Consider the following 18,106-nt stretch of genomic DNA (forward strand, 5'->3'; position numbering starts at 1 on the left):
GGCAGGCCGCGGTACGGGCACCACCGGCCGGGGCGGGGTTCCGGCGGAGGGCGTGGCTCCGGCAGCGGCTCGCGCGATGGTCTCCAGGGCGGCTCCGGCAGCTCCCACGGTCCCTCCGATGCCGGCTCGGCGCCGCGCGGCGGCCCCACCCGGGCGGAGCGGCGCAAGCTGGCCCGCAAGGTCAAGCGCAAGCGGCGCCGATCGGCGGCGCGCGAGGTGCCGCTGCTGCTCGTCGTGGCACTGCTGATCGCCCTGGTGCTCAAGACGTTCCTGCTGCAGGCGTTCGTCATCCCGTCCGGTTCGATGGAGCAGACGATCAGGATCAGCGACCGGGTGCTGGTCGACAAGTTGACTCCGTGGTTCGGCAGCACGCCGCAGCGCGGCGACGTCGTGGTCTTCAAGGACCCGGGCGGCTGGCTGGCGAACGAGCCCAAGGCCAAGCCGGATCCGGTGGTGGTCAAGCAGGTGAAGGAGTTCTTCACCTTCATCGGGCTGCTGCCGTCCTCGGGCGAACAGGACCTGATCAAGCGGGTGGTCGCGGTCGGCGGGGACACCGTCAAGTGCTGCGGCAAGGACGGCCGGATCACCGTCAACGGCACTCCGTTGACCGAGCCGTACATCAATCCGGGGGACACGCCCTCGATCTCGCAGTTCAGCGTGAAGGTGCCGGTCGGGCGGGTGTGGGTGATGGGGGACCACCGCTCCAACTCGGCGGACTCCCGTTTCCACATGGACCAGCCTGGTCAGGGGACGGTGCCGCTGGATCTCGTGGTGGGCCGGGCGTTCGTCATCGCGTGGCCGCTGGCCCACTGGCGCAAACTGGAGGAACCGGGGACGTACGCCTCGGTGCCCGACGCGCGGCCGACGGGCGCGAGTGCGCTGGAACCGCCGACTAAGGTGGGCACGGCCAACAATGGGCAAGGAACGACCCACCCCCCGATTCCTGCGGAACTCCCGCTCGTTATGGGAGTGGTGGGCCTGCGTCAGTCTTGGCGCAGGCGGCAGCGTGGAATGAGGAGTGAACGTGGGGGACCTGGCGGTCGGCGCACGATCCGGATCCGGCGAGCCCGAAGACGGGGACATCCCGGCGGGCTCTGTCCAGAAGACGGCGGGCGGCGGCGCGGCCCCCGATGCGGGGCACGAGAACGAGTCCGGACACGAACCACCCGCACCGCGGTCCGGGTCGGGGTCCGGTGGTGGCGAGGACGGGAACGGGAACGGAGACGGCGGTGCGGCGGGCAGGCGCGGTAGGCGCGGCAGGCCGGAGCGCAAGCAGCGGTCGTTCTGGAAGGAGCTGCCGCTGCTCATCGGCATCGCGCTGGTACTGGCGCTGCTGATCAAGACCTTCCTGGTGCAGGCGTTCTCCATCCCGTCGGACTCGATGCAGAACACCCTGCAGGAGGGCGACCGGGTTCTGGTGGACAAGCTGACCCCGTGGTTCGGCTCCGAGCCCGACCGCGGCGAGGTCGTCGTCTTCCACGACCCGGGCGGCTGGCTGCCCGAGAACCCGCCGCCCAGCGGCAACGCGGTGTCGCGGGGTCTGCAGTCGGCCCTCAGCTTCATCGGCCTGATGCCCTCCGCGCAGGAGAAGGACCTGATCAAGCGGGTCATCGGCGTGGGTGGCGACACCGTGGAGTGCAACGGGACGGGTCCGCTGAAGGTGAACGGCAAGGCGCTCGTCGAGCCGTACGTCTACCCGGACAACACCCCGTGCACGATGGACAAGCCGTTCAAGGTGACGGTGCCCAAGGACCACATCTGGGTGATGGGCGACCACCGGCAGAACTCGCTGGACTCGCGGTACCACATGGATCAGCCGGGCAACGGCTACGTCCCGCTCGACGACGTGGTCGGCCGTGCCTTCGTGAAGGCCTGGCCCATCAACCGCTGGGGCATGCTGCCCGTCCCCGACACCTTCGACCAGCCGGGGATCAACGCGGCGGGCGCCGCCCTGCCGGCCACCGCCGGTCTGGTGGGTGCGGTTCCGCTGGTGCTGATGCGCCGGCGTCGGCTGACCCGCAAGGGCGCCGAGGCCGCTGAGGGCTCCGCGGGCTGACCGTGGGGCGGCCTGCCCGGCGGTGTGGTCGTCGGCCATGCGCGGGACGTGTGGGACTCGTGCGAGTCGCAAATGCCTGCCGGGGAGTGCTGACCGCGGCAGGTACCGGCGGGTAGGGTGCGGGTCCATGAGCAGCAGCACTTCCACGAGCAGCAGCGCGATACGCAAGGATGACGGCCGGCTCGGACGCGTACTGTCCGGGCTCGCCGTCGCCATCGGCTGCGCGCTGTTCCTGGGCGGCTTCGCCTGGGGAGCCGTGACCTACCGGCCCTACACCGTCCCGACCCAGTCCATGCAGCCGACCGTGGAGCCGGGAGACCGGATCCTGGCGCAGCGTGTGGACGGCTCGGACGTGCGGCGCGGCGACATCGTGGTCTTCCATGACCAGCTGTGGGGCAGCGCGACGCTCGTCAAGCGCGTCGTCGGGGTGGACGGCGACGTCATCAGCTGCTGCGACAAGCAGGGCCGGATGCTCGTCAACGGCAAACCGGTCGAGGAGAGCTACCTGCTGAACGGCGGACCGGCGTCGATGACGCCCTTCGAGACCACGGTTCCCAAGGGGCAGCTCTTCCTCCTCGGTGACAACCGGCTCGAGTCGCTCGACTCCCGTGTGCACATGACCGGCGGCGACACCGGTACGGTGCCGCGCGGGGCGGTCAAGGCCCGGGTGGACGCGGTGGCGTGGCCGCTGGGGCGGCTCGGCATGGTGGACCGGGCCGAGAACTTCTCCGCGCTGCCCGGCGGCGTCTCCCAGCCGGGGCCGCTGCGCTGGATCACCATCGCGGTGTTCGCCGGAATGGCGCTGATCCTCGGCGGTGCGGCGCACGGCCCGATCGCCCGCGGGCTGCGCCGCCGCCGGTGACCAGGCGCCGCGCGGCCCGCGTCGTCCTGCTGGATCCCGCCGACCGCATCCTGCTGCTGCACGGCCACGAACCGGCCGACCCCTCGACGACCTGGTGGTTCACCCCGGGCGGCGGGGTCGAGGACGGCGAGAGCCTGGAGGCGGCGGCCCGCCGGGAACTGGCCGAGGAGACCGGGATGACCTCGGTGGACCTGGGGCCGGTGCTGTGGGAGCGGACCTGTTCCTTCATGTTCGACGGGCGCCGCTGGGAGCAGGACGAGTGGTACTACCTGGCGCGAACGGGGACCACGGAATTCGACACCGCGGGGCACACCGAACTGGAGCGGCGCAGCGTCACCGGGCTTCGGTGGTGGACCTGCGAGGAACTTCTGTCCTCTCGTGAGACGGTGTACCCGATCAGGCTCGCCGGGCTGCTGCGTACGCTGCTCGACGAAGGACCCCCACAATTCCCGATCCCCCTGGGGACGGAGCGTGACTGACGCACAATGGGGGGACGTACGGCTGAAGGGGAACATGCGATGAGCGCCGAGGACCTCGAGAAGTACGAGACCGAGATGGAGCTGAAGCTCTACCGGGAGTACCGCGATGTCGTCGGGTTGTTCAAATATGTGATCGAGACCGAGCGGCGTTTCTACCTGACCAACGATTACGAGATGCAGGTGCACTCGGTTCAGGGCGAGGTCTTCTTCGAGGTGTCCATGGCCGACGCCTGGGTGTGGGACATGTACCGACCGGCCCGCTTCGTGAAGCAGGTCCGGGTCCTCACTTTCAAGGACGTGAACATCGAAGAGCTGAACAAGGCCGATCTCGACCTCGCGTCCGACGAGGCGGGCTTCAACAGCTGACCGGGTGCGCCGACCGGGGCGGCCCGTGAACCGGGTTGTCCGGGTTATCCACAGGTAGGTTCAAGATCATCCGAAGTGCACCACCTCCGTCACAGTGAGTGGCGGAGGTGGTGTGCGTGAACGCACGAGCAGCCCGGGGCAGGTATGGCGAGGAGCTGGCGGTCCGCTGGCTCACCACGGCGGGCCTGAGGGTTCTGGAACGGAACTGGCGGTGCCGCCGCGGCGAGGTGGACATCGTCGCGTCGGAGGGCGACGCGCTGGTGATGTGCGAGGTGAAGACCCGCACCGGGGGTGACTACGAGCACCCCATGGCGGCCGTCACCCCGCGCAAGGCGGAACGGCTGCGGCTGCTCGCGGAGTACTGGCTCAGCGAGCACGGCGACCCGCCCTCGGGCGGGGTGCGGATCGACCTCGTGGGCGTGGTTCTGCCCGGCCGCGGAGCGGCCCGGGTCGAGCATGTGCGGGGGGTGGCCTGATGGGCTTCGCCCGTACCTGCTCGGTGGCCCTGGTCGGTGTGGAGGGCGTGGTCGTCGAGGTTCAGGCCGACCTCGAGCCGGGGCTCGCCGCGTTCACCCTCGTCGGACTGCCCGACAAGAGCCTGAGCGAGAGCCGCGACCGCGTCCGGGCGGCGATCGTGAACAGCGGCGAGACATGGCCGCAGAAGAAACTCACGGTGGGCCTCAGTCCCGCCTCGGTCCCCAAGAGCGGCAGCGGCTTCGACCTCGGAGTCGCGTGCGCGGTCCTGGCCGCCAACGAACGGATCGCGCCCCTGACCATCGCCGACCTGGTGATGATCGGCGAGCTGGGTCTCGACGGCCGGGTGCGGCCGGTCCGCGGTGTGCTGCCCGCCGTCCTCGCCGCCGCCGACGCCGGATACCGGCAGGTGGTCGTTCCCGAACGCACCGCGGCCGAGGCCTCGCTCGTCCCGGGAGTCTCGGTGCTCGGCATCCGCACCCTGCGCCAGCTCATCGCGATCCTCAACGACGAGGCGGTCCCGGAGGAGACGGCGGACCGGGACGAGGGGCGCCCCGACCCCCTCCTTGCCGGGCTCGCGGTGCCCGGCGCCGGCATCGGCACCGGAGTCTCCGACCGGCAGGTGCTCCCCGACCTGTCCGACGTCGCGGGCCAGCACACCGCCCGGCGCGCCCTGGAGATCTCCGCGGCCGGCGGCCATCACCTGTACCTGAAGGGCCCGCCGGGTGCGGGCAAAACCATGCTGGCCGAGCGGCTGGCTGGCCTTCTGCCGCGGCTCACCGCCCAGGAGTCGCTGGAGGTGACGGCGGTGCACTCGGTGGCCGGGATCCTCCCTCCGGGCAAACCGCTGGTCGACACCCCGCCGTACTGCGCCCCGCACCACTCGGCGACCATGCCCTCCATCATCGGCGGCGGCAGCGGTCTGCCCCGGCCGGGCGCGGTCTCCCTGGCTCACCGCGGGGTGCTCTTCCTGGACGAGGCGCCGGAGTTCAGCGGCCGGGTGCTCGACGCGATGCGCCAGCCGCTGGAGTCGGGGCATGTCGTGGTGGCCCGTTCCGCGGGAGTGATGCGGCTGCCCGCGCGCTTCCTGCTCGTCCTCGGTTGTGCATAGGCGGTCACTGACCGGTGTAGCTTCCGCCGATGCGGATCGAATCGACGTGGACAGTGCACTTCGCCAGCCGGGACTTACCCGAGCTTGAGGACGTGCCTCCCTACCTGTACGAAGCCCGGGAGGGGTGCGTTTCGTGGCTGGATGAGGCAGGGGTTCCCGACGGGCTGCCGTACCTGCTCTCACCGCGTTTCGAGTACGACGTGGTGCTCAACTCGTACTTCTTTCAGGCGAATCTGCTGACCGCCCCGTGGAACAGCAACGCGAACCGAGCGCGAGCGCTGGCCCGCTTCTGCGGCTTTTTGCACGTCGCGCGCGGAGGGAAGTCGTGGCGGCAGGCCACGGAGGCTGATCACATCGCATTCCACCAGTGGCGGCGGCGCGACGAGGCCGGGCCACGGGTCGAGGGCGATACCTGGAACCAGGAAGTCGCCCTCGTTAACCAGTTCTTCGAGTGGGCGGTCCGCAAGGGACATGTGACGGAAAACCCTATTCCACAGCGTCTGGCCAAGCCCGGTCCGCCGGGCACGGTGCTGGGCCCTCGCGCGTCGGCGACGGTGCCTGCCACCTATGCGCACGACGAGAACGGCGAGCGCATTGAGTGGATGCCGCCGCGGACCTACCGGCTCTGGCGGGACGTCGGACTCCGTGGCTATGGTCCGGACGGACTGCCGTCCGGTCACTTCCGGGGCCGGTGGGCCTCTCGCAACACGGCCTTCTCCGACCTGATGGTGCGCACGGGAGAGCGCCTGACCGAACAGTCATGCCTCTCCGTCTTCGAGGTTCCCTCCCGCACCGATGTGACTGGCTACCAGCGCTTTTGGCTGCCGGGAGCCATCGCGAAGAACTTCTCTGCGCGCTGGGTTTACGTCCCGCACAGCATGGTGCTGGACATCGCCGACTACGTGCAGTGGGACCGGGCGGACGCCGTGGAGCGGGCCCAGGCGGCGGGCCGCTACCAGCGCATCCGCCGTCCCTTGGTGATCAGCGACCCGGACCGGCCGGAGGTCGTCCACGCGCTGTCTGCCAGCGGGATCACACGGATGCGGCTGAGCGACCTGACCCCGGCCGAGCGCTACCGGCTGCTGCGGGAGACGGACAAAGGACTGGAGCCGGCGATGCTCTGGCTGACCGAGGACGGCATGCCGATGTCGGTCTCGGGCTGGAAGGCCATGTTCACCACGGCCAACGAACGCTGCCGCGCGGCCGGTCTTGACCTCGCGGCCCACGCCCACCTATTGCGTCACACGTTCGCGGTCGTCACCCTCGAACAACTTCAGCGCGCCCACATCGCCCAGCTCGGCGCGATGAATCAGTACCAGCGCGGCCACTACGTGAGGATCTTCGGGGACCCGTTGGACTGGGTCCGCCGCAGACTCGGACACCGGTCGATCCTCACCACTTTGATCTATCTGCACGCCTTGCAGGAGTTGGAGATGGAGACTCGCATGGCGTTGGTCCCCGACGTCTGGGAGGACCCGCGCGACACCCCGCTGGCCCAGCTCGGGGACGACGCCCTCGCCCCGGGAGTCGAGGAATGAGGCGCGCGGGACGCGGAAGTACGGGACCTGGCCGGCGGGCCGCCCTGCCCCAGGGGGACTACGCCGTCCCGGCCACCCCGGCGGGGAATCCGGACCTGGTTGTCGACTTCCACGGCGACGACGGCCGGAAGGGCCGGTTCGACTGCGGCACCCGGCCGTTGCCCGACTGGCGCCCCGCGCTGGCCGCGGCCTTCGCCCAGCGGACCGGTCCCGACGGCGGTCGACGCACGCTGTCTTCGGCCACCAGCGCCTGGCAGAGCCTGGGCCGACTGATGCGCTTCCTGGCGAAGCTACCCGTCCCGCCGGCGAGGCCGCAGGACCTGACCAGCAAGCACCTGGAAGCCTTCCTTGACGCTCGCGCCGAGTCTGCACCGACGACCGTCACGACCGACCTCCGCGAGATCCACTCGCTGTTCGTCCTTCCCGGGATCGCCCCTCTGATCAGCCCGGACGCCACGGACTGCCTGAAGCGACGCCTGCCGGACACGAGGATCAAGAAGAAGGCCCGCCAAGCGACGTCCGAGAAGCGGCCAAAGACCGACACGGTGGGCTACTCCGACGGTGAACTGGCCCGGCTCATGGCCGCTCTGCGAGCGGACTGCGCACGCATCCGCAATCGCATCGCCGCTGGTGAGGAGCTGTTGCGGCGCTTTCAGGAGGAACCGCAGACGCTCAGCGAAGAGCAACGGGCAGAGGGCCAGCAGCTGGCGCACATGGCTGCCACCGGCGAGGTCCCCTCGTTCCCCGGGCCGGTCCATGAAGCGCTGCCCGAACGCCTGGCCTGGGCGGGTCGGCTGTTTCTGACGCTGGATGACTTGGTGCCTCTCCTGCTGCTGATGGCTGCCCTGGCCGAGCGCAACGGCGAGACCGTCAAGGAGCTTCCGGCCCGGCACCGCGTCTTGGAGGGGAAGGCGGTGGAGGTCCGGGTGGTCAAGCGGCGCCGTGGTCCGAAGCGGTGGTTCGAGACGGTCACCTGGGAGATCGGTCCGGCGAATCGGCAGCTGCACACCGCCGGGGGCTTCTACCTGCTGCTGCTTCAACTCGCTGCCCGCAGCAGGCAGTTCTGCGAGTCGGATCTCGCGGTCTGCGTCTGGCGCCACGGCACGAGAGCCGGAGTTCAGGGCCGGGAGGAACATTGCGCCCCGTTCGCGCGGTCGCTGCAAGGAGTAACCCTGCTGATGCCGCGCTGGGCCGCTGACAGACCACGTCCGCTGCTGGCCGACCCCGGGCCCGGCGGCGAACGGGTTCCGCTCCAGGTGACCTTCAACCGGCTCAAGACCAGCATGGAAGTGCGGCGGACCAAGCGGATGGGCGGCCATCTGCCGTCAGCAGCGAAGAGCAACACCATGGCGGTCCTGTTCCGCCACTACCTCAGCGGTGATCCCGTGATCACCGAATGGGCTGAGGAAGTCCTCGGCGAGGCACTGGTCGATGCCGAACAGGCCGCTCTGCACGCCCACCAGCAGGCCCTCAAGATCGCCGGGAACACGTTGAAAGTCGTCTCGGGTCCGGTCAGCCCGGAGAGCCTGACGGCTGCGGGTCTGGATCCGGAGACCGCCGAACAAGCAGCGGCCGGCCAGCTGGACACCGGTTGGACGGCCTGCACGGACCATGATCACCACCCGGTCACTGAGGCCCCTTGCCAGGTCACCTTCCTGGACTGCTTCCACTGCGGCAACTGCTTGATCACCCGCGACCACCTGCCTCACCTGCTCGGTCTGCTGGACGCCCTCGTGGCTCGCCGCAGGCATCTGTCAGTCGACGACTGGTGGAAACGCTACGGGCCCGCCTGGGCGGCGATCCGCCGCGACATCCTCGCCAAATTCACCCCGGCCGAGGTGAAGAAGGCGGCGGCAGCCAAGGCCACCGACGACCTGCTGGACCTGACCGAGAACCCGTGGGAGCTGTGATGTCCTTGCTGACCTTCGCCGGCGCCGAGCCGGACCGGACCTCGTTGGACGCCAACCCGTTCGTCCTGCACGCACGGCAGTTGCGTCCCGAATTCCGGCTTGAGGACACCGCACGCTTCGACGCCGACGTCTGGCCGCTGACGCCGGTGCTGCTGAAGAACCAGAGCCGGCAGATGAGCCTGAGATTCGTACGCATCCCTGCCCGCTTCCGGGTCGTGATCAAGGAAATCTGCTACGGCATGTTGTCCGGCCCGCTGCCGCCGGGCGAAGACTGGCCGGCGCCCGAGAGCGTCTACGCGTGGTTCGGGGAGATCATCCGTTTCCTGGACTGGATGGAGGCCCGTCCCACGGTCCTTCGCGACCTGACCGGAGACGACCTGCTGGACTACCAGCGGTTTCTGACCACCGTCCTGAAGAAGGAGGGCGGCCGGACGCGGGCGCGGGCAGCGGTCCGCCAGTTCTGGCGGTGGCGGACCGTGCTCACGGCCGACCGTCTCCGCTTTGACCCGCGGCACGTCGACGGCTGGGGCGAGTCCAAGTCCCGGTCGAGGGCGGGGGAGAACTCCACCTCCCGGATTCCCGAACAGGTCCTCGGTCCGCTGTTCGCCTGGGCCCTGCGGTTCATCGACGAGTTCTCGCCGGACATCCTGACCGCCGTCGATGCCTGGCGCCAACGCCGCGGGGATAGGTCAGGCCCAGGCTTCCACCAGAGCAGAAACCTGCGGCAGGCCCTTGGCGCACTGCTGGACGAACACGTTGCCGCCGGCCGAGCGCTGCCCGGACTGGACGGCAAACTGAACAAGCTGCACCTCGCACGGACCCTTGGATGTTCACGGGCCTCACTGGACCACCACCGTGACTTGATCGACGAGGCAGTCGCGGCCGTCGGCATCTCCGCGACCACGTTCTTCGCGATCCCCATCACCCTGGATGCGGACGGCAGGCCATGGGTCGAGGGCATCGCCACCCACCACACCCACCGCAACAGCCTTGCCGCACTGGCACGGCACCTGCATATCGCCTGCTACATCGTCATCGCCTACCTCTCCGGCATGCGCGACAGCGAGATCAAGCACCTCCGCCGAGGCTGCCTCACCATCGAGCGCGACGAAGATCAGATCCCTTACCGCTGGAAGATCAACAGCCTCGCCTTCAAAGGCGAGGACGACGCCGCAGGAGTCCCGGCGACCTGGAGCGTCGGCGAACCCGTTGCCCGAGCCGTCACCGCTCTGGAACGGCTGCACCGCCCGGACGTCCACGTCCTGATGTCCTGCACGGACTTCAGTCCCGGCAGCCTTGACCGCAAGGCCACCGAGCGAGCCCTGACCAACTCCTCCACCAACACCCAGCTCAACGAATTCGTGGCCTGGGTGAACGACTACTGCTCGCAGCACGAGCGAGCCGACGCCGTCCCTCAGGTCAACCGGCGAACCTTCCGACTCGTGACCTCGCAGTTCAGGCGAACGCTGGCCTGGTTCATCGCCCGCCGCCCAGGCGGCACGATCGCCGGCGCCCTTGCCTACCGCCACCACAGCGTTCAAGTCTTCGAAGGCTATGCAGGAACCAGCGAGGCCGGATTCCGGGCGGAGGTCGAAAGCGAACAAGCCCTCGCCCGAGGCGAGCACCTCATGGCCATGATCGACGCTCACGAGCACACCGCGCTGAGCGGACCGGCCGCAGAAGAGGCCGCCGAGCGGCTGGAAGCGTTCGGCCACCGGGCTCGCTTCCAGGGGCAGGTCGCCCTCGACGAGCGCCGACTCCAGCGGATCATGGAGCGGCACGAGCCCGCGATCTATCCCGGGAAGTACGTCACCTGCGTCCACGACCACACCAAGGCCCTCTGCGAAAAGGCTCGCCGAGGCCGGTCAGAAGGCCTTCCTGACCACGGCGCATGCCGCCCACTCTCCTGCCGCAACGTCGCCCTCACGCCCGCGAACATCGCCGCCTGGCAGAAGGAGATCCACCGCATCGAACGCCGCCTCAAGACCCGGCGCATCATGCCGCCCCTCCTGCGACACCGGCTCATCGAACGACGGGACGAGATCGTCGCCTTCCTCGCCCGCAACACCCCGCACCTGGAGGCGACCGCATGACCCGCCAACTCGCAGTCCCCTCAGAACTCAGGGTCCGCGCCGTCCTCGAAGAGCTCCGACGACAGGCAGCCGACGAAGGCAAGGCCCCCAGCGTCCTCGCCCTGGCCAGGAAGCTCGGCTTGAGCAACACGACGTTCCGCCGCCACTTCCCCCACATCGCTCGCGAGGTCACCGAGAGCCGATCCTCGTCAGGCGGCTCCTCCGGCGAGGAGCGTCAAAGCCGGCTCGACATGGTCGTCGCGAGAAACGCCAAGCTCAAGATCGCCAATCGAACCCTCAAAGGACATCTGAAGCTTGCTGCGGCCCAGATCCAACGCCTCGCTTCTGAGAACGCACAGCTACGGCAAGCACTGGAAGCGTCCGCCAAGGTCACCCACATCGGCCCAGCTCGGCAACCACGACCCTGAAAGGTCAACGTTTGAAACTATGAGCACCAAATGATCTCGCAGCACACCGATCGGAGAGGCGCATGGGGGACACCTGGGGCCTGATGCTGGGCGACAGACAGATCAGGATGGGGAAGAACGAGACGCCTGCCAAGCTGATGACGGTCTTCCGTGAGGAAGACAAGTACCTGCACCTCGAATGGGCTCAGCGCGTCGACGAGGTCAACGCGCGTGATGAGACAGCGTGGGGCGAGCTCGACGATTTCGAGGGCTTCGACCATCGCGAGCTCTTCGGTTACCGGACCACAGTCCAGACGATCATGGCCCGTCTCAAGCTGATGGGCTTCGATCCCGATCGATGCAGCCAAGAGATGATCAAGGATCTCGAAGGCGTCAACGAGGATGACATCGAGGACGGTCTCCTTGTGCTCAGGGGTCGTCCCACACGCGAGCGCAAGGAGGAGATCTGTCATCGGGTCTCTGCCGCCGAGGTCCTGGACACGGGGATCGCGGCCTATCACAAGCGAGCGGAGGCCTTCGGGAACTGGAAAGTGGGGGACGGTCTCATAAAGCTGGCCGAGCTGGATGAAATTTGCGTTTCGCAGCTGGACTTCTTCTTTGATGACCTTGCAGTCGATCCGAGGCTTTTCCTTGCTCTGATCCTTCGCTCTCAGGATCCTAAAGAGGTACTACAGCTCGACCTGAGCCAGCTCCTCATGGCTGGCTACTTTGAGAGCAGCGAGGCGGTCTCGACCGAGGCCCTCCAGCAGCTGCGAGATGAGACGGCGAGCAGTGGACCCATCATCGTCATCACCGAGGGGAAGTACGACTCCCGTGTCCTGGGCCGGGCGCTACCTATCGTCAGGCCCGACATCGCTGGCTACTTCGCCTTCTGGGACCTTGAGGAGACCAAGGCAGCCGGCGGGACGGACCGGGTGGTCGCCAACCTCAGGAGCTTCGCAGCCGCAGGTGTGATGAACCGTGTCATCGCCCTCGTCGATAACGATGCGGCTGGACTGGCTGCACTGAAGACCTTGGCCAACCCGGCACTTCCCAAGAACTACATCGCTCGCAATCTGCCCGATCTGGACTACGCGCGCGCTTATCCAACCCACGGGCCTTCGGGCCCAGGCCAGGACGACGTCAACGGCCGAGCATGCTCCGTCGAGTTCTACTTCGGCCTGGAGTGCCTCATCGGCCCTGACGGAAATCCCGTCCCCATCCAGTGGACATCGCTGAACAAATCGGTGAACACATGGCAGGGAGAGCTGCAGAACAAGCGCTACGTCGAAGAGAGGATCGATGCCCTGCTTGACGCTGCGGAAGCTGGACAGGTGCCACTGGACGAGCGCTGGGATCCCCTTCGGGAGATCGCGCAGATCCTCATCGATGCTGCCCAGAGCCGGTAGTCGCATCCGGCACTGTCAGCGGTCAACGGTCAGCTCCAAACCATAGCCACAACCTCGCGGCGAACCCCTGTCCGTGCGGTCGGCATTCGCTGCTGGGGCTGGGGTGCGACTGCTCGCCGGCCGCGGTCCGCCGGTACCAGGCGAGGCTGTCCGGGCCGCTCCTGGATCGGGTGGATCTCCGGGTCCAGGTCGAGGCGGTGACCCGTACCGAACTGATCGAGGGAGCCGCGGGCTCCGAGCCGACGGCGCGGGTCGCGGACCGGGTGCGGCTGGCGAGGGAACGGGCGACGGCGCGGTACGCGGAGACTCCGTGGCGGACCAACAGCGAGGTGCCCGGCCATGAGCTGCGCACGCGCTGGCAGGTGGGCCCGGCCGGGTTGCGGGAGGCCGAGAGGGACATGGAGCGCGGCCTGCTCACCGCCCGGGGGCTGGACCGCGTCCTGAGGGTGGCCTGGACGATCGCGGACCTCGCGGGCGCCGAGCGGCCCGGCCCGCCGGAGATGGCCGAGGCCCTGCAACTGCGGACCGGCATCTCCCGCGGTGTGCCGGCCGTCGCGGGAGGTGGTGGCTGATGGCGGTCTACGACGTCGGTGCTGTTGGCGACGGGTGTGACGGGTACGACATCGGTGCCGCGGTTCCTGGTGGCGAAGTCCGTGGCGTCGGTGACGAGGAGCGGCTGTCGCGAGCCGCGCTGACCCGGATCGCCGACCCGGGCGACGAGACCATGGGCGCGTGGCTGCGGGACCGCGACCCGCGGGAGGTGGTGACGGACGTCCTGGCCGGGGTACCGCTGCCGGGAGCGAGCGAGCAGCGGATGGCCGGGTACCGGATCCGGGCCGGAGCGCTGGACCCGGCGGCCGACCTGGCCGCGATCGACGCACTCGGCGGGCGCTTCGTGTGTCCGGGCGACGCTGACTGGCCGGCGCAGCTGGACGATCTCGGCGTCGGACGGCCCTACGGCTTGTGGGTGCGGGGGAGACCGAAGCTGCGGATGTGGGCCCTGCGGTCGGTCGCGGTGGTGGGCGCCAGGGCCTGTACGGACTACGGCGCCCATATGGCGGCCAGACTGGGCGCGGGGCTGGCCGAGGCGGGCTGGGTGGTGGTGTCCGGCGCCGCGTACGGGGTGGACGGGGCGGCCCACAGGGGCGCGCTGTCGGCGACCGGAGGGACTATCGCGGTGCTCGCCTGCGGCGCGGATGTGCCCTATCCGCCGGGGCACGCCGCCCTGATCTCCCGGATCGCGGAACAGGGCCTGATCGTTGGGGAGTTGCCACCGGGCTCCCACCCGACCCGCAGCAGGTTCGTGCTCCGCAACCGCGTCATCGCCGCCCTCACACGCGGCACGGTGGTGGTCGAGGCACAGCACCGCAGCGGCTCGCTGATCACCGCGCGGTACGCCCGTGAGCTGGGACGGCTGACGATGGGCGTGCCGGGCCCGTGCACCTCGGGCCTTTCGGCGGGCGTGCACGAACTGCTGCGCAACGAGGCGGCGCTGGTGACCGACGCGGCGGAGGTCGTCGAGATGGTCGGCCGGATCGGCGGTGACCTGGCGCCCGAGCGGATTGGTCCGGTGCTGGCAAGGGACCTGCTGGAGGCCGATGCCACGCGGGTGCTGGAGGCGCTGCCCGCCCGGGGTGGCGCCGGCGTTGAGCAGATCGCCCGCACCTCGGGCACCCGAAAGGACGACACGCTCGGACGCCTCTACGAGTTGCAGGCGCTGGGCTTTGTGGAACGGGACGGAGAACGATGGAAGTTGACGCGTTTCCCCCGGAACCGGCCGGTTCCCCGGGCCGGGTGACCCGGTCAACACGGAGCATCTCAAGGGAAGGTGGTTGACCTGCGGCAATCGGGTGAAGCGGTGTGGAGTCGGCGCAGGGAATGCATGCTTGCTCAACATTCCCTCGCGGGGACTCGCCGTGGACTCGCACCCCCGAACCCCTCAGCGGAACGTATCTGCGCATGCCCCACACGGAAGTCGTAGCAATAAGCGACACTATGGTCACGCTACGCTCCCATTGACTCCATTTTCCGCCTACGTCTCGGCAGAACGGCACAAGAGGACGCATGCCCCAGCATCCCCCCGGGCCGGACCGGGCCACGGCGGCCACCGCCGCGCGCAGTGTCCCCCGTCCCGCCGGCCCCACCGCGCTCGACGCGCTGTGGCGGACCTACAAGTCCACGGCGGACGCGAAGCTCCGGGAGCAGCTGATCCTGCACTACTCGCCGCTGGTGAAGTACGTCGCGGGGCGGGTCAGCGTCGGTCTGCCCGCCAACGTCGAGCAGGCCGACTTCGTCTCCTCGGGGGTCTTCGGGCTCATCGATGCCATCGAGAAGTTCGACCCGGAACGGGCGATCAAGTTCGAGACGTACGCGATCACCCGGATCCGCGGCGCGATGATCGACGAACTGCGGGCGCTGGACTGGATCCCGCGCTCCGTGCGCCAGAAGGCGCGGGCGGTGGAGCGGGCCTACGCCACCCTGGAGGCCTCGCTGCGGCGCACCCCCAGCGAGTCCGAGGTCGCCGCCGAGCTGGGCGTCCCCCTGGAGGAGCTGCACGGAGTGTTCAGCGCGTTGTCGCTGGCGAACGTGGTGGCGCTTGAGGAGCTGCTGCACGTCGGCGGTGACAGCGGTGACCGGCTCAGCCTGGGCGACACCCTGGAGGACACCGGCGCCGACAACCCGGTGGAGGTCGCGGAGGACCGCGAGCTGCGCCGGCTGTTGGCGCGCGCGGTGAACACCCTCCCGGAGCGCGAGAAGACCGTCGTGACGCTCTACTACTACGAGGGGCTCACCCTCGCCGAGATCGGCTCGGTGCTCGGTGTCACGGAGAGCCGGGTCAGCCAGATCCACACCAAATCGGTGCTCCAGTTGCGCGCGAAGCTGGCGGACGTCGGTCGCTGACGTCGGCCACCGCCTACAGTGGACGGGTGCCCAGGATTCGAGCGGCCTCGGTGGCCGAGCACCGGACGATGCAGCGCGACGCCCTGCTGGACGCCGCCCGATCCCTCCTGACCGAAGGCGGCACGGAGGCGCTGACTTTCCCCGCCCTGGCCGAGCGCACCGGCCTCGCGCGCTCGTCCGTCTACGAGTACTTCCGGTCCCGGGCGGCCGTCGTCGAGGCACTGTGCTCCGTCGACTTCCCGGTCTGGGCCGCCGAGGTCGAGGCGGCGATGGAGGCCGCCGACGGCGCCGGCGCCAAGATCGAGGCGTATGTACGCAGCCAGCTCACGCTGGTCGGGGACCGGCGGCACCGTGCCGTGGTGGCCATCTCGGCGGGCGAGCTGGACGCCGGGGCCCGCGAGAAGATCCGCGCGGCGCACGGCGGTCTGGTCGCCATGGTGGTCGAGGCGCTGGGCGACCTCGGACACGAGGAGCCGCGCCTGACGGCCATGCTGCTGCAGGGCGTCGTGGACGCCGCGGTGCGGCGGATCGAGCTGGGCGCCGCCGAGGTCCCGGACCGGATCGTCGAGGCCGCGGTCGCGATGGCGTTGCACGGAGTGCGGAGCCCCGCCTCGGACCCGGCGTCCGTCCCCGACGTCGCGTAGCCACGGCAGCAGCACCGACTCGCGGCTCGGGAACGCCGAACACCGGCAGCAGCCGGGACCGGCCGCCGCGCTTCATCCAGTCCGGCAGCAGGGTCAGCGGGTCGAGGTAGACGTCCCCGCGCAACAACCCCCAGTGCAGACAGCCCGCCGGGCAGTGCCACGGCCCGTGCTCCAGCACCCCCACCCGGCGGCCCGCGGCCACCTCGTCACCCACCGCGACCAGGGCCCGCACCGGCTCATAGGTGGTGCGCCGCCCGTCCGGCAGCAGCACCGAGACCACGTCGACGCCTCCCACCGGACCGGCGAACGACACCCTCCCCGGCGCGGCCGACCGCACCGGAGTGCCCGGCCCCGCGCGGAGGTCCACTCCCCGGTGCCCGCTGCCCCACGGAGACGAGGGTGGCTCGAACCCGCGCTCCACCACCGGCGGTCCGCCGTCACGGCCGCCGACCGGCCAGCTCCGGGCGTCGGGCGCGGGCACCTCGGCAGGTCTGCCGGAGCCAGCGCCCGGCAGCGGTACGACGAAGGCCAGCGCGGTGAGCACGGAGAGGCACAGCGGCAGAATCAGCGGGAGAACGGGGGAAGGAACCATGCTCCGACGGTCCCGCATTCCGGCCGCCAAAGACGATCATGGGTGCGGCCTGTGGATAAACCTGGGGCTCGAGAAGCTGTCGTTCCGCACTCCGCCGGTCACGTACACTTTCCCTGGCGATCCGGGTCACTGGATCGACTTCGCACGCCCCGCCACCGACTTCCTCGTGAAGGGTGGCCGCGCCCCTCGGTCCCTCGTGGCACGGCGCGTCGGGGCGTCAGGCGCGACGGCCGTCCGGCCGCCGCGATAACCGAGTATCTCAAGGAGCGCGGCCATGGCCGTCGTCACGATGCGGGAGCTGCTGGAAAGCGGCGTCCACTTCGGTCACCAGACCCGTCGTTGGAACCCGAAGATGAAGCGTTTCATCTTCACGGAGCGCAACGGCATCTACATCATCGACCTGCTCCAGTCGCTGTCGTACATCGACCGCGCCTACGAGTTCGTCCGCGAGACCGTCGCCCACGGCGGCTCCATCATGTTCATCGGCACCAAGAAGCAGGCGCAGGAAGCCATCGCCGAGCAGGCCTCGCGCGTCGGCATGCCCTACGTCAACCAGCGGTGGCTGGGCGGCATGCTCACGAACTTCTCGACCGTCTACAAGCGCCTGCAGCGCCTGAAGGAGCTCGAGGAGATCGACTTCACGGATGTGGCCGCCTCCGGCCTCACCAAGAAGGAGCTCCTCGTCCTCTCCCGCGAGAAGGACAAGCTCGAGAAGACCCTCGGCGGTATCCGCGAGATGCAGAAGGTACCCAGCGCCGTCTGGATCGTGGACACCAAGAAGGAGCACATCGCCGTCGGTGAGGCGCGCAAGCTGCGCATCCCGGTCGTCGCGATCCTCGACACCAACTGCGACCCCGACGAGGTCGACTACAAGATCCCGGGCAACGACGACGCGATCCGCTCCGTCACGCTGCTCACCCGCGTGATCGCCGACGCCGTCGCCGAGGGCCTCATCGCCCGCTCCGGTGCCGCCACCGGTGACAAGAAGGCCGAAGGCGCCGCTGAGCCGCTCGCCGAGTGGGAGCGCGAGCTCCTCGAGGGTGAGAAGGCCAAGGAGACCGAGGCTCCCGTCGAGTCCGGTGCCGAGACCGCGGCCGTCGCCGACGCCGAGGCCGAGACGGTCACCGAGGCTGTCGCCGACGCCGAGACGCCCGCTGCCGAGGCGCCCGCTGCCGAGGCCGACGCCCCGGCCGCCGAGGCCGACAAGGCCTGAGGCTCCGCCTTCCAGTACGCGTGACGACGGCGGGGGCTTCTGCCCCCGCCGTCCACCCGTAGATCAACCGAC

General features: G+C 69.4%; 15 protein-coding genes and 3 pseudogenes. 17 read left to right on the top strand and 1 reads right to left on the bottom strand.

Annotation, left to right across the window (positions count from 1 at the left end):
• The first annotated feature begins 168 nt into the window (after positions 1–168).
• The 16 genes and pseudogenes from lepB (M2266_RS25805) to M2266_RS25880 all read left to right on the top strand — a co-directional run bounded on the left by lepB (M2266_RS25805) (position 169) and on the right by M2266_RS25880 (position 16,229).
• Positions 169–1,251, top strand: a complete 1,083-nt coding sequence (gene lepB / locus M2266_RS25805) for a signal peptidase I (protein WP_277441353.1) — start codon at positions 169–171, stop codon at positions 1,249–1,251.
• Between the two features lie 97 nt (positions 1,252–1,348).
• Positions 1,349–2,056 carry a signal peptidase I gene (gene lepB / locus M2266_RS25810; protein ID WP_277441354.1) on the top strand — a complete coding sequence of 236 codons (708 nt, stop codon included), beginning with the start codon at positions 1,349–1,351 and terminating at the stop codon, positions 2,054–2,056.
• 127 nt (positions 2,057–2,183) lie between these two features.
• Positions 2,184–2,918, top strand: coding sequence for a signal peptidase I (gene lepB, locus M2266_RS25815; protein ID WP_277440332.1), 735 nt, complete (start codon positions 2,184–2,186; stop codon positions 2,916–2,918).
• Positions 2,915–3,397, top strand: a complete 483-nt coding sequence (locus M2266_RS25820) for an NUDIX hydrolase (protein ID WP_277440333.1) — start codon at positions 2,915–2,917, stop codon at positions 3,395–3,397. The genes lepB (M2266_RS25815) and M2266_RS25820 overlap by 4 nt, the downstream gene beginning before the upstream one ends.
• A gap of 39 nt (positions 3,398–3,436) precedes the next feature.
• On the top strand, positions 3,437–3,763 hold the full coding sequence (locus tag M2266_RS25825) for a DUF2469 domain-containing protein (RefSeq protein ID WP_250977965.1): 327 nt from the start codon (positions 3,437–3,439) through the stop codon (positions 3,761–3,763).
• 116 nt (positions 3,764–3,879) lie between these two features.
• Entirely contained in the window at positions 3,880–4,239 is a 360-nt protein-coding gene (locus tag M2266_RS25830) for a YraN family protein (RefSeq protein ID WP_277440334.1), read from the top strand.
• Positions 4,239–5,336 (top strand): annotated as a pseudogene (locus M2266_RS25835) (ATP-binding protein); the annotation flags it as partial. The gene M2266_RS25830 and the pseudogene M2266_RS25835, both read left to right, overlap by 1 nt.
• 41 nt (positions 5,337–5,377) lie before the next feature.
• A complete protein-coding gene (locus M2266_RS25840) occupies positions 5,378–6,886 on the top strand; it encodes a site-specific integrase (RefSeq protein WP_277440335.1) in 1,509 nt (502 codons plus the stop codon).
• Entirely contained in the window at positions 6,883–8,796 is a 1,914-nt protein-coding gene (locus M2266_RS25845) for a hypothetical protein (protein WP_277440336.1), read from the top strand. Before M2266_RS25840 ends, M2266_RS25845 begins: the two co-directional genes overlap by 4 nt.
• Complete coding sequence (locus tag M2266_RS25850; protein ID WP_277440337.1) at positions 8,796–10,889, top strand: hypothetical protein; 2,094 nt, start codon at positions 8,796–8,798, stop codon at positions 10,887–10,889. Before M2266_RS25845 ends, M2266_RS25850 begins: the two co-directional genes overlap by 1 nt.
• Positions 10,886–11,296, top strand: coding sequence for a hypothetical protein (locus tag M2266_RS25855; RefSeq protein WP_277440338.1), 411 nt, complete (start codon positions 10,886–10,888; stop codon positions 11,294–11,296). Before M2266_RS25850 ends, M2266_RS25855 begins: the two co-directional genes overlap by 4 nt.
• A 62-nt stretch (positions 11,297–11,358) precedes the next feature.
• Positions 11,359–12,684: a hypothetical protein gene (locus M2266_RS25860; RefSeq protein ID WP_277440339.1), complete on the top strand. Its 1,326-nt coding sequence runs from the start codon at positions 11,359–11,361 to the stop codon at positions 12,682–12,684.
• A gap of 53 nt (positions 12,685–12,737) precedes the next feature.
• A pseudogene (locus tag M2266_RS25865) lies at positions 12,738–13,256 on the top strand (ATP-binding protein); the annotation flags it as partial.
• Positions 13,256–14,482, top strand: a complete 1,227-nt coding sequence (gene dprA / locus M2266_RS25870; protein ID WP_277440340.1) for a DNA-processing protein DprA — start codon at positions 13,256–13,258, stop codon at positions 14,480–14,482. The pseudogene M2266_RS25865 and the gene dprA, both read left to right, overlap by 1 nt.
• Before the next feature lie 266 nt (positions 14,483–14,748).
• Positions 14,749–15,585: an RNA polymerase sigma factor WhiG gene (gene whiG / locus M2266_RS25875; RefSeq protein ID WP_277440341.1), complete on the top strand. Its 837-nt coding sequence runs from the start codon at positions 14,749–14,751 to the stop codon at positions 15,583–15,585.
• A 50-nt stretch (positions 15,586–15,635) separates the two neighbouring features.
• Positions 15,636–16,229: a TetR/AcrR family transcriptional regulator gene (locus M2266_RS25880; RefSeq protein ID WP_277441355.1), complete on the top strand. Its 594-nt coding sequence runs from the start codon at positions 15,636–15,638 to the stop codon at positions 16,227–16,229.
• Between the two features lie 109 nt (positions 16,230–16,338).
• Here M2266_RS25880 and M2266_RS25885 read toward each other — a convergent pair.
• Positions 16,339–16,839: pseudogene (locus M2266_RS25885) on the bottom strand (M23 family metallopeptidase); the annotation flags it as partial.
• Between the two features lie 256 nt (positions 16,840–17,095).
• Here M2266_RS25885 and rpsB point away from each other — a divergent pair.
• Complete coding sequence (gene rpsB, locus M2266_RS25890) at positions 17,096–18,034, top strand: 30S ribosomal protein S2 (protein ID WP_277440342.1); 939 nt, start codon at positions 17,096–17,098, stop codon at positions 18,032–18,034.
• Positions 18,035–18,106 lie beyond the last annotated feature (72 nt).

Origin of the sequence: Streptomyces sp. SPB162 (genome assembly GCF_029504575.1) — a bacterium.
Lineage (GTDB): Bacteria > Actinomycetota > Actinomycetes > Streptomycetales > Streptomycetaceae > Actinacidiphila.

Bases quoted from the DNA above. Each gene is read 5' to 3' on its own strand.
- lepB (WP_277440332.1), top strand. From the start codon at position 2,184: ATGAGCAGCAGCACTTCCACGAGCAGCAGCGCGATACGCAAGGATGAC.
- M2266_RS25850 (WP_277440337.1), top strand. From the start codon at position 8,796: ATGTCCTTGCTGACCTTCGCCGGCGCCGAGCCGGACCGGACCTCGTTG.
- rpsB (WP_277440342.1), top strand. From the start codon at position 17,096: ATGGCCGTCGTCACGATGCGGGAGCTGCTGGAAAGCGGCGTCCACTTC.
- M2266_RS25860 (WP_277440339.1), top strand. From the start codon at position 11,359: ATGGGGGACACCTGGGGCCTGATGCTGGGCGACAGACAGATCAGGATG.
- dprA (WP_277440340.1), top strand. From the start codon at position 13,256: ATGGCGGTCTACGACGTCGGTGCTGTTGGCGACGGGTGTGACGGGTAC.
- M2266_RS25825 (WP_250977965.1), top strand. From the start codon at position 3,437: ATGAGCGCCGAGGACCTCGAGAAGTACGAGACCGAGATGGAGCTGAAG.
- whiG (WP_277440341.1), top strand. From the start codon at position 14,749: ATGCCCCAGCATCCCCCCGGGCCGGACCGGGCCACGGCGGCCACCGCC.
- M2266_RS25840 (WP_277440335.1), top strand. From the start codon at position 5,378: ATGCGGATCGAATCGACGTGGACAGTGCACTTCGCCAGCCGGGACTTA.
- M2266_RS25855 (WP_277440338.1), top strand. From the start codon at position 10,886: ATGACCCGCCAACTCGCAGTCCCCTCAGAACTCAGGGTCCGCGCCGTC.
- M2266_RS25845 (WP_277440336.1), top strand. From the start codon at position 6,883: ATGAGGCGCGCGGGACGCGGAAGTACGGGACCTGGCCGGCGGGCCGCC.